This is a genomic window from Arthrobacter sp. SO3 (assembly GCF_020532825.1).
GTDB lineage: Bacteria > Actinomycetota > Actinomycetes > Actinomycetales > Micrococcaceae > Arthrobacter.
In genome coordinates this window covers 33,606-47,132 of sequence record NZ_MQTS01000004.1, presented here as the reverse complement: position 1 = coordinate 47,132, position 13,527 = coordinate 33,606, and the positions used below count along the sequence as shown (strand labels likewise).

General features: G+C 67.6%; 11 protein-coding genes. 6 read left to right on the top strand and 5 right to left on the bottom strand.

Annotated elements, in window-relative coordinates; genetic code table 11:
• The first annotated feature begins 263 nt into the window (after positions 1–263).
• Positions 264–1,997, top strand: coding sequence for a SulP family inorganic anion transporter (locus BJQ90_RS00590; protein ID WP_226758371.1), 1,734 nt, complete (start codon positions 264–266; stop codon positions 1,995–1,997).
• Positions 1,998–2,076: 79 nt separating this feature from the next.
• On the opposite strand, the gene BJQ90_RS00585 is transcribed toward BJQ90_RS00590, so the two are convergent.
• Genes BJQ90_RS00585 through BJQ90_RS00575 form a run of 3 tightly spaced genes read right to left on the bottom strand, consistent with a single transcriptional unit; the run spans position 2,077 to position 4,834 of the window.
• Positions 2,077–2,511, bottom strand: coding sequence for a DUF2177 family protein (locus BJQ90_RS00585; protein ID WP_226758370.1), 435 nt, complete (start codon positions 2,509–2,511; stop codon positions 2,077–2,079).
• Complete coding sequence (locus BJQ90_RS00580; RefSeq protein WP_226758369.1) at positions 2,508–4,376, bottom strand: AMP-dependent synthetase/ligase; 1,869 nt, start codon at positions 4,374–4,376, stop codon at positions 2,508–2,510. Before BJQ90_RS00580 ends, BJQ90_RS00585 begins: the two co-directional genes overlap by 4 nt.
• Positions 4,373–4,834 (bottom strand): MarR family winged helix-turn-helix transcriptional regulator, encoded by a 462-nt coding sequence (locus BJQ90_RS00575; RefSeq protein ID WP_226758368.1) that lies wholly within the window; start codon positions 4,832–4,834, stop codon positions 4,373–4,375. Before BJQ90_RS00575 ends, BJQ90_RS00580 begins: the two co-directional genes overlap by 4 nt.
• 165 nt (positions 4,835–4,999) lie before the next feature.
• Here BJQ90_RS00575 and BJQ90_RS00570 point away from each other — a divergent pair, with 165 nt between their 5' ends.
• The 3 genes from BJQ90_RS00570 (at position 5,000) to BJQ90_RS00560 (ending at position 8,052) form a co-directional block, all read left to right on the top strand.
• Positions 5,000–5,866 (top strand): DUF1295 domain-containing protein, encoded by an 867-nt coding sequence (locus BJQ90_RS00570; protein WP_226758367.1) that lies wholly within the window; start codon positions 5,000–5,002, stop codon positions 5,864–5,866.
• A 231-nt stretch (positions 5,867–6,097) separates the two neighbouring features.
• The gene (locus BJQ90_RS00565; protein WP_226758366.1) at positions 6,098–7,039 is read left to right on the top strand and encodes a glycosidase; all 942 of its coding nucleotides are present in this window, start codon (positions 6,098–6,100) and stop codon (positions 7,037–7,039) included.
• A gap of 215 nt (positions 7,040–7,254) precedes the next feature.
• Positions 7,255–8,052, top strand: coding sequence for an alpha/beta fold hydrolase (locus BJQ90_RS00560; protein WP_226758365.1), 798 nt, complete (start codon positions 7,255–7,257; stop codon positions 8,050–8,052).
• Positions 8,053–8,483: 431 nt separating this feature from the next.
• Here BJQ90_RS00560 and BJQ90_RS00555 read toward each other — a convergent pair whose 3' ends face one another.
• Together BJQ90_RS00555 and BJQ90_RS00550 are read right to left on the bottom strand one after the other, a co-directional pair.
• Positions 8,484–10,250 carry a glycoside hydrolase family 13 protein gene (locus tag BJQ90_RS00555; RefSeq protein ID WP_226758364.1) on the bottom strand — a complete coding sequence of 589 codons (1,767 nt, stop codon included), beginning with the start codon at positions 10,248–10,250 and terminating at the stop codon, positions 8,484–8,486.
• 146 nt (positions 10,251–10,396) lie between these two features.
• The gene (locus BJQ90_RS00550) at positions 10,397–11,677 is read right to left on the bottom strand and encodes a mechanosensitive ion channel family protein (RefSeq protein WP_226758363.1); all 1,281 of its coding nucleotides are present in this window, start codon (positions 11,675–11,677) and stop codon (positions 10,397–10,399) included.
• A 189-nt stretch (positions 11,678–11,866) separates the two neighbouring features.
• On the opposite strand from BJQ90_RS00550, the gene BJQ90_RS00545 reads away from it, so the two are divergent.
• Complete coding sequence (locus BJQ90_RS00545; RefSeq protein WP_226758362.1) at positions 11,867–12,607, top strand: hypothetical protein; 741 nt, start codon at positions 11,867–11,869, stop codon at positions 12,605–12,607.
• 1 nt (position 12,608) lies between these two features.
• Positions 12,609–13,418 carry a hypothetical protein gene (locus BJQ90_RS00540; protein WP_226758361.1) on the top strand — a complete coding sequence of 270 codons (810 nt, stop codon included), beginning with the start codon at positions 12,609–12,611 and terminating at the stop codon, positions 13,416–13,418.
• Positions 13,419–13,527: the final 109 nt, after the last annotated feature.

Genomic DNA, 13,527 nt, shown 5'->3' with positions numbered 1-13,527 from the left:
GAGAGGAGGGGACGTCCGACGTCGCCCGGGCACCAACGCACAAGCAACGCGGGGTCACGTACGGCCCATCCCGGGGCCTCCCATGGGCCGAAGATGACCCCGCGTTGCTGTTCCCGGCCACGGTCCGCCGTGCTGCGCTGCGTGCTCGGCCAGGGTCCGCCGTGTGCTGCACCGCGTCCTCCCGCGCGGGCCGCACTGGCGGCTGCCCCGGATCACCCACGGCGGAGGATGCACCGGGCGCCGCTGCCCGGCAGAGTGCCCCTATGACGGAGACCGGACAACGGCGGAGCGGCTGGCTGCGCCAGCTGATGCCAGGGCTCGACGTCGCCGCGACGTACCAGAAGAGCTGGTTCGGCAAGGACATCGTCGCCGGGATTGTCCTGGCGACGCTACTGGTTCCCCAGGGCATGGCCTACGCGGAACTGGCGGGGCTGCCCCCGATCACCGGGCTGTACACCACCGTCCTCTGCCTGTTCGCCTATGCAATCTTTGGTCCGTCCCGCATTCTCGTGCTCGGCCCGGACTCCTCGCTCGGCCCGATGATCGCCGCGACGGTCCTACCGCTCGTCGCGTCCGACGGCGACCCGCAGAAGGCCGTCGTGCTTGCGTCGATGCTCGCACTGATGGTCGGCGCCATCATGGTCCTCGCCTCGGTGGCCAAGCTCGGATTCATCGCGGACCTCATCTCCAAGCCCACGATGATCGGCTACATGAACGGCCTCGCGGTCACCATCCTGGTCGGCCAGCTCCCGAAGCTCTTCGGGTTCAAAGTGAGCGCCGAGGGCTTCATCGGGGACCTCGTCGGCTTCATCCAGGGCCTGGCCGGGGGCGAGGCGGTGGCGGCCGCGGCCGCCGTCGGGATCGCCGGGATCGTGCTGATCCTGGCGCTGCAGCGGTGGCTGCCCAAGGTCCCGTCGGTGCTCGTCATGGTGGTGCTCGCGATCGGGGCGGCCTCGTATTTCGGCCTCGCGGACCGTGGCGTGTCACTCGTCGGGGAGCTCCCGCAGGGCTTTCCGCCGTTCACGATCCCCTATCTGGACTTCGCTGACTTTGCCCTGATGTTTGCCGGCGCCCTGGGGATTGCGCTGGTTTCGCTGACCGACACGATCTCGACGGCGTCGTCGTTCGCCGCGCGCTCCGGTGAGGAGATCCGTGGCAACCAGGAGATGATCGGCATCGGTGCCGCGAACCTGGCCGCGGGCCTCTTCCAGGGATTCCCGGTGAGCACCAGCGGCTCGCGGACGGCGGTGGCGGAACGTTCCGGCTCGAAGACCCAGCTCACCGGCGTGACGGGGGCCCTGCTGATCCTGCTCATGCTGGTGCTGCTGCCGGGGCTGTTCCGGAACCTGCCCCAGCCGGCCCTCGCGGCCATTGTGATCACCGCTTCGATCTCCCTGGCCGACATCCCGGGCACCGTCCGTCTCTGGCACCAGCGCAGGACCGAGTTCTCCTTGTCGATTGCGGCCTTCCTCGGGGTGGCGTTGCTGGGCGTTCTGCCCGGCATCGGCATTGCGGTGGGGCTGTCCGTCCTCAACATTTTCCGCCGGGCCTGGTGGCCCTACGAGACCGTGATCGGGCGGGTGCCCGGAGTCGAGGGATTTCACGATGTGCATTTCCACCCGGACGCGAAGCACCTGCCCGGCCTGGTGATCTACCGCTTCGACGCGCCGTTGTTCTTCGCCAACGTCAGGCCTTTCCGCGAGAATGTCCGGCGGCTGGCCCGCACCGAACCCAAGCCGCGATGGATCGTCCTCGCGGCCGAACCCATCACCGACGTCGACACGACCGCTTCGGATGTGTTGCTTGAACTGGACGTGGAGCTGAACGCGCAGGGCACCTCGCTCGTGTTCGCGGAGCTCAAGCACGGGGTCCGGACGAAGATCGAGCGCTACGAACTGACCCGCCAAATCGATCCGCGCCACTTCTACCGCACCATCGACGCAGCCGTGGCCGCCTACATGGCCGAGACCGGGGCCGACTGGAGCTCCGGGGACTAACAGACACGAGCAACGCGGGGTCACCTACGGCCCATTCCGGGGTCCCGGATGGGCCGTAGGTGACCCCGCGTTGGTGTTGCTACTCCGGTGTTCCGGTTCGCGCGATCGTGCGCCGCAGGAGGGCGGCCGTGAGCCACGTGACGGCGCTGCACACCGCGACGCCCCAGGCGATGTCGGTCAGGGCCACCACGGGCGGGAAGTCCTTGAGTACGGCGAGCCCGGTGAGTGCCCAGGTTGCGTAGGTGAAGAAGCCGAAGATGGCGGCTCCCGCCACCCGTTGCCGCAGAGTGGCGTTCGGGTCGTTGGGCCGGACACCGTAGTGCAGGATCCCCACGACATAGACGAGGTAGAAGGCGACGGCGCCGGCCAGGTTGGCGCTGGGCGCGAGCAGGTCGCCGATCTGGCTTTTGTACTGGTTGTTCGCCACGGTGCCGATCCAGACGACGTCGATGGCGGCGAAAATCACGGCGGCGACCGCGTAGGACAGCAGCCACCTCTTGACGGGGATGCTCATGCTTGGCTCCTGGGGTCGGCGTAGAGGTCGGCGACTATGTGGTGGACACGTTCGGTGAAGGCGCCGCGCTTGAGTTTCATCGTGGGGGTCACGATGCCATTGGCCTCACTGAGATCGGTGAGCAGCAGCACGAAACGGCGCACCTGCTCGGAGCGGGCGATTTTCGCGTTGGCGGCGCTGACCGCCTTGCCGATGGCGGTGAGGAGCCGCGCGTCCTCGATCTGGACGGCACCGCCGTCGTCCGGGATCCGCAGGCCAGCCAGATCGGCGATGCCCTCCCGTTCCGCCCAGGCCGCGACGGACTCCGGGTCCAGCAGCACGAGGCCGCCGAGGAAGGGTTTGCCTTCTCCCACCATCACGGCGTGCGCGACCAGCGGGTCGCCCTCGACGTAGCCTTCCCAAATGGCGGGGGTGATGGTCTTCCCGCCCGCGGTGACGATGACGTCCTTGATCCGGCCCTTGAGGGTGAGCCGTCCCAGCTCATCGAGTTCGCCGAGGTCGCCGGTGCGGAAGAACCCGTCCACGAAGGCGTCGGCGTTATCGGCAGGTCTGCGGTAGCCGGCGAACACGCCGACGCCGCGGGCGAGCACCTCGCCCTGGTCCGACAGGCGCACCGTTGTGCCGGGCATCGGAATGCCCACCGTTCCGGCCTTGATCGCCCCGGGCATGTTCCCGGTCAGCGGGGCAGTTGTTTCGGTGAGGCCGTAGCCCTCGATGACCGGCAGCCCGAGGCCGCGGAAGAAGAGGGAAAGCTCGGCGTCGAGCGCGGCGGCACCGGACAGCAGGTAGTCAAGGCGTCCGCCCATCAGCTTCCGGAGCCGTGCGTAGAACAGGCGATCGAACAGGGCATGCCTGGCCCGCAGGCCCAGCGCGGCCCGCGCGGCCGGGTCGGCGTCGCGGGCTTCGGCGAAGCGGCCCCATGCCACCGCGGTGCTTTGCGCGGACGCCCACACCCGTCCGAGGTTCTTCTTCGCCGCGGCGGCCGCCGCGGACGCCTGGATCTTCTGCAGCACGCGGGGGACCACTACGAGGAAGGTGGGCTTGAGGGCGCCGAGGGCGGGCACGACGTCCCGGGGGTCGGACAGGTGCGCAATGCGCATCCCGTTGGCCAGGCAGGTCAGCTGCAGCCCGCGGGCCAGCACATGGGCCATCGGCAGGAAGATGATGGTGTTGCCGTTCTCGCGGACCACGCCGGTGTAGGCGGCCGCCACGTTCAGCACCTGCCCCACGAAGTTGCCGTGGGTGATGAGGGCACCCTTGGGCGCGGCCGTGGTGCCGGAGGTGTAGACGATGGTTGCCACCGCGTCCAGGTCTGCCAGCAGGCGCCGATTCTCGACGGCGCTGTCCGGTATTCCGGCGCCAAGACGGACTAGCTCGGCCAGGTCCGCCCCCGGGCGGGCATCCATGGTCCAAACCCCCAGGCCCGGTGTCCCGGCCTGTTCGAACCCCTGTTCCAGCAGGAGGGCATGCTCAGCGGTGCCGGCGATCGCGAGGCGCACGTCGGCGTCGGCGAGGATCGCGGTCACCTGGGGTGCGGCTGACGTCTCGTAGACCGGGACGACGACGGCGCCAGCGAACCACGCTGCCATGTCCGCCAGCGCCCACTCATACCGGGTGGGGGACATGATGGCGAGCGATTCGCCGGGCCCGAGGCCGGCCGCGATGAAGCCTTTGGCCAGGGCACGGACCTCGTCAACGAACTGACGGGTAGTCACCTGGCGCCAGGGGTCCGTGATTGCGGCATCCGCGGACCGTACCTCGAAAGCTATGTGGTCGGGGGAAGTCCGCAACCGCTGCATGAGCAGGTCTGTCGCGTTCCGGTGACCGGACGGATCGGCCAGCAGCGGGGTAGTGAGCTCTCTCATCGGGCGTCCTTCTCCGAAAGTGTGTGCAAGTGGTCCCGCATCAGGTGCTGGGCGACGTCGAGGAAGTCCGCGACGGCGGTCTGGTCGGCGGCGGGCAGGCCCTTGATGTGCTCGTTGGTGGCGTCCATGAGGGGCCGCATCAGGTTCATGGTTCCGCGCGAGGCCGCCGGTGTGGCGCTCACCTGGACCTGGCGCCGGTCGTCCGTGCTCCGGTGGCGTGCCACGAAGCCGTGGGACTCCAGCCGGCTGATGATGGCGGTGGTGGTGGCCGGAGTTGCGCCCAATTCTTCGGCGAGTTTGCCCGCGGTGACCGGACCCGAACGTCCGAGGGCGGACAGTGCCCGGAAATCAGTGAGTTTCAGCCCCATGCCGCGGGCGATCTCCCACTCGGTTTCATTGGCGAGGGTGAACAGGCTCTGCAAGGCCAGCGTGGCCGGGTGGTGCTGCGGGGCGCTCATGTCCGCTCCTTAGGTTCCGGATCCCGTTCTTCGACAATCTAGTTCGATGATCTATTATTCAATCTTATTTGATCATCTACTTGGATTGCTAAAACTGTTGATGCCCGGAACGACGTCTCCAGCCGAATTGGCCGCGGCCCGCTGCGCGGATGAAAGGAAATCTTGGTGAAGGATTCACACCGAAAGTCGCTCATCGTCATCCCCGTGGTGGTGCTGCTGGCGGCACTCGTTGCCGCGGCCGGCTCCCAGGGCGGGGCAACCCTTGGCGGGATTCCTGTTTTCGCCATGGCCGTTGGGGCCGCGTTCCTCATTCAGTGGCTGGTGTTCATTCCCTCGTTCAAGGCCCAGACCGAGAGGTTTTTCGACCTGACCGGTTCCTTGACCTATATCGCCATCACACTTTTGCTGGTCCTGCTCACTCCGGGAGTCGACGCCCGGGCGCTGCTGCTGGCGGCCATGGTGCTCGCCTGGGCCCTGAGGCTTGGGAGTTTCCTGTTCCGCCGCATCAGCAAGGCCGGCAAGGACGACCGCTTCGACGAGATCAAGCCCTCCTTCGTGCGGTTCCTCAACGTATGGACCATCCAGGGACTGTGGGTGGTCTTCACCGCGGCCGCAGCGTGGGTGGCCATTACGTCGGCCACCAGGGTAGGCCTTGACTGGTTCGCGCTGGTCGGTTTCATGGTCTGGGCCCTCGGGTTCGGATTCGAAATTGTGGCCGACCAGCAGAAAAGCCGCTTCAACGCAGACCCCGCCAACAAGGGCAAATTCATCTCCACCGGGCTGTGGTCCAAGTCCCGCCACCCGAACTACTTCGGCGAGATCCTGCTCTGGATCGGTGTCGCAATCATCGCCGTACCCGCGCTGCAGGGCTGGCAGTGGGTGGCCCTGATCTCCCCGGTGTTTGTCACGCTGCTGCTCATCAAGGTCAGCGGCGTGCCGCTTCTGGAAACGAAGTCCGACAGGAAGTGGGGCGGCCAGGCCGATTATGAAGCCTATAAGCGGAGCACCCCCGTCCTGATTCCCAGGCCCTAGTAACGTCCAGCAACGCGGGGTCACGTAGCGCCCATCCCGGCGTCCCGGATGGGCCGTACGTGACCCCGCGTTGCTTTTGCTACTGGCGGGTACCGTGCTTTCGCCCCTCGCGGACCCCGGTTTGGGGTGTAATAGTGGGTCACGACACACAGAGTTAACCGATCCCGACTCGCGGAAACTCGATGATCCTTGGCAAAATGCAGGTGGATCAATTGCTTCTAAAGGAGACCCATGGCCGAGAACACTGCCGAAAACACCAACCGTCGACTGAAGGCCGTACTGGACGTTCTGGCAGAGGAGGTGTGGACGGGTGAAAAGCTGAACGCCGGTGCAGTCCTGGGCGAGGCAATCGCACGCGTTCCGCTCAACGAGTTTGAGCGTGAACTGCTCAGCGGCGGAATTCCCCGCGGCCACAAGACCCTGACTTCCGCCACGGCGAAGTTGGTCAAGGCAGGCTGGCTCGTCAAGGGCCGTTCGGGCTGGACGATCACTGAGGACGGCCAGCGCGCCACTGTCGCGTTCGCTGACCCGGCCGCTTTCGCCGCAGCGCTCGACGCCGGAACTCCCGTTCCCGCCGACACCCCGCTTCCGTCGGAGCCCGCCGTGAAGCCGGCTGCGAAGGCCGCCGCACCGAAGGCAGCCCCGAAGGTGGCTCCGAAGGCGGCCCAGGTTGCCGAAAAGGTCGCCGGCAAGGCTGCCAAACTGGTCGAAGAGGCGGTTGCTCCCGTCGCCAAGGCGGTCCGCAAACGCAAGGCACCCGCCAAGGCCCCGGCGGCCGAGACGTCCGCGGCCGAGACTCCCGCAGCCGAGACTCCTGCGGCCGGTGCGGCAGCCCCCGCGGCTGAGGCGCCTGCCGTCAGCGTCGCGACCATTGCGCAGCCCGAAGCTGTGGCCGTAGCAGGGGATTTCAACATCCTGCTGGGCGCACCGGCCAACTGGGCCCCGCAATACGATGAATCCCAGATGGAACTTGACCTCGTCGACCAGCTCTGGAAGCTCGCGGCCGATCTCCCGGCCGGTTCCTACACCTTCAAGATCGCGCTGAACCGCTCCTGGGACGAGAACTTCGGCGCCTTCGGTGCCTTCGATGGCGCCAACCACGAGGTACACCACCCCGGCGGCCTGCTGGTCATCCACTACGACCACCGGACCCGCGACATCATCCTGCCGTAGCCGGCGACGCGCATTCTTTCTGCCGTCGCGCCAAAGACCCCTCGCTACCGAATTCCGGCGTCGAGGGGTCTTTGGCGCATCGCGGGCGGCTTGGCGCGTCGTGAACTTGTGGCAGGGCTGGTGGGCGGGGTGCTTCCGGCGGGCACGCGGACGTTGGGCATGCCCCGCGGTAACGGCCCCTGACCGGGCGCGGCGGACCGGCCTAGCATTGGATTATGGAAACCGTCGAGGTTGATGGGCTGCGGATCGCGTATCAGCGGGTTGGCCAGGGACCGGCACTCGTCCTGTTCCACGGGGTCGGGGAGGACGGCCGGATCTGGGGTCCGCAGTTGGAGGGCCTCTCGGACGAGTTCACGGTGTTCGCCTGGGACGCTCCCGGGTGCGGGCAGTCAGACGACCCCGCTCCCGACTTGTCCGCCGAGGAGCTCGGCGCACTATCGGCCGGATTCCTGCGCGCCGCCGTGCCGGCAAAGCCGCACCTTCTCGGGCTGTCGTGGGGTTCCCTGGTGGCCTTGGAGCTGTACCGCGGGTATCCCGGGATGCCCGCCTCCCTGGTACTGGCCTCCGCCTACGCCGGCTGGGCTGGCTCCCTGCCGCCCGAGGAGGTGGAGCGGCGCTACGCCCAGGTGCTGGCCGAGATCGGTCAGCCGCCGGAGAAGTTCATCAACGAGTGGCTTCCCACCCTGTTCACGGACAAAGCCGATCCCGCCGTAGTTGCAGCAGTCGGCCGGATTATGGCCGACGTGCGCCCGGCCGGGATGCGGGCCCTCCTCTCAGCCAGCGGCCGGGCGGACTACCGCCCCGTGCTGCCCACCATCAGTATTCCCACGCTTCTGCTTTATGGCGCAGACGATCAGCGCTCTCCGTTGAGCGTGGCCCACGAACTGCACCGCCAGATTCCAGGCTCACAACTGGCGGTGATTCCCGACGTCGGGCATCTCGCTCCGATGGAAGCGCCCGAGGCGTTCAACACGGAAGTGCGGAATTTCCTGCACGGCATCGCTGCGGCGTGAGCCGGCCCGCAGACTGCGCAGCTGTGGAACCGTGACAGCCGCAGACTGAGCTGGAACCGTGACGGCCGCGGACCGCGCGGCGTGAGCCGGCCCGCAGACTGCGCGGCTCTGAAATCGTGACGGCCCGCGGACTGAGCGGCCCTAGAACCGTGTCGGGTCCGGCGGCGCGACCGGGCCGGGATCGGGAATCGGCAGCGGGCTGGGTACCGGAAAAGGACCGGGCTCCGGCGAGGGGCCCGGTTCCGGAATCGGCGCCGGCGGCGGGACCGGCCCGGGCTCCGGCGGGAACGGATCCCCGGGTTGCGGCTCGGGCGTGGTGGGCCCGGGTTCCGGCGGAAACGGCTCAGGTTCGCGGGCCGGTGGAATGGTCATGTCAGGCTCCCTCACTCATCGTTGAACGTTGAAAGTTGTACGGGACGGGTGGTGCGGGCTTACCGCGCCGGATGCGTTTCTCCGGCGCGCAGGACTTTCAATTCCCACGCCCGCAGATGCAGCCGGGGCACCGTGGCCTCGGCGGGGTAGTTTCCCAGCACCAATTCCGCGCTGCCCCATGCGAGCGGAACGTCGGCGTCGTCGAGCGTGACCTCCTGGTCCTGGCCGGAGAAGTTGCCGAGCACCAGCAGCCGGGTGTCCGGCAGCGACCGGACAAAGGCATAGACGTGCTCGTCCCGCGGCAGCAGCATCGTGAAATCCCCGTGCGAAATCACGGGCTCGGCATGCCGCAGCCCGATCACCTTCCGGTAGAAGCTGTACACCGAGTGGGGGTCGTCGATCTGGGCGGCGGCGTTGATGTGGTTGGCGTTCGGGTTGACCGCAATCCAGGGCGAGCCGGTGGTGAAGCCGGCGTGCCGCGACGCGTCCCATTGAACCGGGGTGCGGGCGTTGTCGCGGTTCAGCGGGGCCAGCGCGGCGAGGACGTCGGCGTCGGTGTGGCCCAGATGGGTGGTGGCCTCGCGGTGGTGGTTGAGGACCTCGATGTCGCGGTAATCGCTGATCGCCCCGAAGGTCATGTTGGTCATGCCGAGTTCCTCGCCCTGGTAGACGTAGGGCGTGCCGCGGTGCAGGTGCAGGATGCCGGCGAGCATCTTGGCGGAGAGTTCGCGGTACTGGCCGTCGTCGCCGAAGCGCGAGACCGCACGGGCCTGGTCGTGGTTGCCCCAGTAGAGGCTGTTCCAGCCGCGCTCGGCCAGGCCGGTCTGCCAGTGTCCCAGGGTCTTCTTGAGGTCCGTGAGTTTGAGTTTCTTGGGCCGCCACTTGTTGCCGTCCTCCTGGTCCAGGGCGACGTGCTCGAACTGGAAAACCATGTCCACCTCGGCGCGCTCCGGGTCGGTGAAGAGGATGGCCTCGTCCACGGTGACGCCGGGCATTTCGCCGACGGTCAGCAGCGGGCCGGTGCGCCCGGCAAAGACCTCGCGGTGCATCTCCTGCAGGAATTCATGGATGCGGGGGCCGCCGATGTAGAACGGGGTGCCGTCGCCGTAGAGCTTGCCGGCGGCGATGGGCCCATCCGGCAGGTGGGTGTCCTTGGAGATGAAATTGATGACGTCCATCCGGAAGCCGTCAACGCCCCGGTCCAGCCACCAGTTCATCATCTCGTAGACCGCCGCCCGGACCTGCGGGTTTTCCCAGTTCAGGTCCGGCTGCTTCCTGGAGAAGATGTGGAGGTAGTACTCGCCGGTGGCCTGGTCGAACTCCCAGGCCGGCCCGGAGAACGCTGAACCCCAGTTGTTCGGCTCGGAGCCGGCACCGCCGTCGGCAGCCCCGCGCGGCGGCCGCCACCAGTACCAGTCCCGTTTGGGGTTGTCCTTCGAGGAGCGTGATTCCACGAACCAGGGGTGCTCGTCCGAGGTGTGGTTGACCACGAGGTCCATGACCAGCTTCATGCCCCGGGCGTGCAAGCCGTCCGTTAGTTCGCGCAGTTCCTCGAGGGTGCCGAAGATCGGGTCGACGTTGCGGTAGTCGCTGATGTCGTAGCCGTTGTCGTCCTGCGGTGAGGTGTAGATCGGGGACAGCCAGACGACGTCGACGCCGAGTTTGTGCAGGTAGTCCAGTTTGCTGATGATGCCGCGCAGGTCCCCGATGCCGTCCCCGTTGGAATCGGCGAAGCTTCGCGGATAGATCTGATAGACGACGGCGCTCTGGAACCAATCGCGGGCAGGAACCGTAAGGGATTCGTCAGTCGGCCGTTCTACCGTCATGGGGACTCCTCAGCTGCTCCAGCGGGCTCCGGCGGGCAGCATCGACGCTGACTCACCAACGTCTGATTATTGAACAGTTCCCGCAGGCAGGGAAGACCCAGCCGGAGCTATGTGGACGGGCCAGCACGTGCAGCCGTCCGAAGCCTCTAGTTCTGGGCCGCGATGTTCTTGTCGCGGTCATCGAACACTTCCTCGCCGGGGCCGGTGAACGCCTTGGAGCGCTCGATCGCCTCGATCGATCCGGTGAAGAGCTGCGAGTCGTGCGGATCGGCCGGGTGCCGGCTGTGTTCGTCCGCGGCGGAGATCTTGCCCGGCCGCTTCGTGGAACTGCCGGACGCGCTGGCCGCACCGGACGCGGCGTTGCTGCCGGACCCGAGCGCAGCGGAACTGAGCGATTCGAGCCGGACGTGGGGGAGCGCCGTCGGGTGCTCCTGCTGCAGGAACAGCACCAGCTCCTCGCGGATCAGGCAGCGCAGGTCAAAGAGCGTGGCGCTGTCGGCGGCGCTCACCAGGATGCGGACCCGGACGAAGCCGGCGGTCGCGTCGGTGATCTGCAGGATGCCCACACGCTTGTCCCAGAGCTCGGTGCCCGCCAGGACCCGCTTGAGTTCGGCGCGCATGTCCTCGACCGGGGCGCGCCAGTCGAGGTCGAACTCAACGGTGCCCATGACTTCGGACTGCCGCCGGGTCCAGTTCTCGAACGGGGTGGTGGTGAAGTAGGTCGAGGGCAGGATCATCCGCCGGTCATCCCAGATGTGGACCACCACGTAGGTCAGGGTGATCTCCTCGATCCGGCCCCATTCCTTCTGCACCACCACGACGTCGTCCACCCGGATCGCGTCGGTGAAGGCAAGCTGGATGCCGGCGAAGACATTGACCAGCGAGGTCTGCGCGGCGAGGCCGGCGACGATCGAGATCACGCCGGCGGAGGCCAGCAGCCCGGCGCCGAGGGCCTGGATCGCGGGGAACGTCAGCATGGCGATGCCCAGGGCCACAATGACGATCAGGGCGACGCCGATCCTGCGGGCGAGGATGACCTGGGTGCGGAGCCTGCGGGCGCGGCGGTTGTCCGCCACGTCCACCCGGTAGCGGGAGAGCACCATGGTCTCGATGATGAGGAACACCGCGATCGCCAGCCATGCGAGGGACCCGATGAGCGCGATCTGCAGCGCGTGGTCCAGGTTGCGCCGCCACTCGGCGTCGTCCGTGGTCAGGCCCAGGGCGATCCGGACGGCGATCAGGCAGAGCGCAAAACGCAACGGCAGGCGCGCCACCCGGGAGGTCTCGCGGAGGGCGGGCTGGTTGCGGTTGAGCCGCAGCACAATCCGGCGCACCAACCAGGAGGCGAGGAGCCCGGAGGCCACGGCGAGAGCCACTGCGAGGATGGGGGCCAGGAACGGCATGGCGGGGTCAAGGACGTCTTGCATTACTTAAGCTCTAGCAAGCTTCCGCGGCCAATTGAAATCTGCAGGGGGCAACGTGGGAAGCATCACGGCCGGAGCATGGGATGTCCCGTCGCCGTCACTGCCGTGCGCCAGGGGTCCTAAGGCCCTAGTTTTGGCGGCCAAAGACCAGAGAATTGTCCAACCACGCAATTTTCCCAGGGGGAGGGTGCCATGCGCCGGGCTGCGTCATTCGCCACAACGTTTTCCGCTATCTGCGCCGCTGCCGTGCTTGCCGGCTGCGGGTCACCCGCAGCGGCCCCTGCCCCCAACTCCCCGCCGGCCACGGCTGCCACCGCAACGGCCAGTCCTCCGCAGACCAGCGCCCCCTCGCCCACTGTCACGGTCCCGTCGGGCTGGAAGACGTTCACGACGTCGGACGGCACGCTCGCGTTCGACTACCCGGAGACGTGGACGGTCAAGGCCGGTCAGTCCGCGGAGGACGGTGCCTTCGTGGCGCTCGTCAGTGACTACGGCAAGACGATGGAGACCTTGCGGACCAACGTGGCTGCGACGGACGAATGCACGGAGAAGGTCCCTTTTATGGTGTACGACGCCGAGCCCGTCCCGGCGCTGGCCCAGGGCGGGGTGACGCCGCGGTTCGTCTACGAGGGGCGGACCGACCCGTCCTCGAGTGATCCCGGGGTCCCGTCCTCGAGTGATCCGGCGGAGTCCCTGAGCCTGGCCTACGGCATCACCTCTGCGCCGGAGCCCTCCGGGGACACCGCCTGCCCCATTTCCCATGTCTTCACCTGGCCTCCCAGCGGCGCTGCGTTCGGTGGTATCTATGACCCGTTCGACACCACCCCGGGCGGCCCCCCGCACGTGGATACCCCTGAGGTGTACAAGGACACCACTGAATACAAGTACGTCAAGCAGGCGATTACTTCACTGCGGCCGGTCGGAAAGCAATGACGTGAGAATTCCGGCGGGTTCCACCGGTGTCGTCCTCTGCGCTGCCGCCGGTGCCGCCCTCAGCGTGGTCCTGCTGCTGACGTCCTGCGGATTGGCGCCGGCCCCGCCGGCTGGCGCCGCCTCGGAAAGCCAGAGCCAGGGAAGCGCTGCGTCCCCGTCAGCCACGACGCCGGCCGGGTCGCCGCCGTCGGAGGGCCCGTCGTCGGAGGGGCCCGCGTCTGGCTGGGAGACTTTCACGACGGCGAACGGGGAGTTGTCGTTCGACTACCCCGCCGGCTGGACGGTCAGGGACCCCGGCGGGGCGCTCGCCGGAGATTTTGTGGACGTGCTGAACGCCGCGGGGAGACCGATGGCGGGTCTGCGGACCAACATCGTCACCGGGGCGGAATGCCTCGATAAGGCCCCGTACCGGGTCTACGATTCGGCGCCCATGTTTGCCCTTGCCGAGAGCGGGGGCGGCGACGGCGGCGTGCCCCGCTATGTGTTCGAGTCCAGGGGCCAGGACGCTGGCGCGGTGGCCACGCAGTCCACCATCGCCGCCTACGGCATCACCATGGTCCCCGAAGAGGCCGGCGACACGGCGTGCCCGATGTTCCACCTGTTCCTCTGGCCGCCAGGCGGCGCCTTCTTCGGCGGGACGTATAACCCGGAGAACAACGTCACGCCCGGGGATCCCGCGCTGCCATATCTGGAGAAGGCCAGGCTCTACACCTCGACCCCGGAGTACCAGGACATCCGGAAGATGGTCACCTCCCTGCGTCCGGCGGGTGCGCCGGTGGGGAACGCTGCGGGTGCCCCGGCTGGGAAATAGCCGTTCCGGGCCTGCCCCGCGCTGTGCCCGCGGGGTTACTCTTGCCGTACCAGCCCGTTCGTCCTGGCACCGCTTCCGGCACTGAAAGGCCCGCCATGAGGATCAACCC

What these genes read in the sequence shown, in the direction of transcription:
- BJQ90_RS00565 (WP_226758366.1), top strand. Translation starts at nt 6,098, where the DNA reads ATGGCCGAGAACACTGCCGAAAACACCAACCGTCGACTGAAGGCCGTA.
- BJQ90_RS00575 (WP_226758368.1), bottom strand. Translation starts at nt 4,834, where the DNA reads ATGAGCGCCCCGCAGCACCACCCGGCCACGCTGGCCTTGCAGAGCCTG.
- BJQ90_RS00580 (WP_226758369.1), bottom strand. Translation starts at nt 4,376, where the DNA reads ATGAGAGAGCTCACTACCCCGCTGCTGGCCGATCCGTCCGGTCACCGG.
- BJQ90_RS00560 (WP_226758365.1), top strand. Translation starts at nt 7,255, where the DNA reads ATGGAAACCGTCGAGGTTGATGGGCTGCGGATCGCGTATCAGCGGGTT.
- BJQ90_RS00555 (WP_226758364.1), bottom strand. Translation starts at nt 10,250, where the DNA reads ATGACGGTAGAACGGCCGACTGACGAATCCCTTACGGTTCCTGCCCGC.
- BJQ90_RS00585 (WP_226758370.1), bottom strand. Translation starts at nt 2,511, where the DNA reads ATGAGCATCCCCGTCAAGAGGTGGCTGCTGTCCTACGCGGTCGCCGCC.
- BJQ90_RS00590 (WP_226758371.1), top strand. Translation starts at nt 264, where the DNA reads ATGACGGAGACCGGACAACGGCGGAGCGGCTGGCTGCGCCAGCTGATG.
- BJQ90_RS00545 (WP_226758362.1), top strand. Translation starts at nt 11,867, where the DNA reads ATGCGCCGGGCTGCGTCATTCGCCACAACGTTTTCCGCTATCTGCGCC.
- BJQ90_RS00550 (WP_226758363.1), bottom strand. Translation starts at nt 11,677, where the DNA reads ATGCAAGACGTCCTTGACCCCGCCATGCCGTTCCTGGCCCCCATCCTC.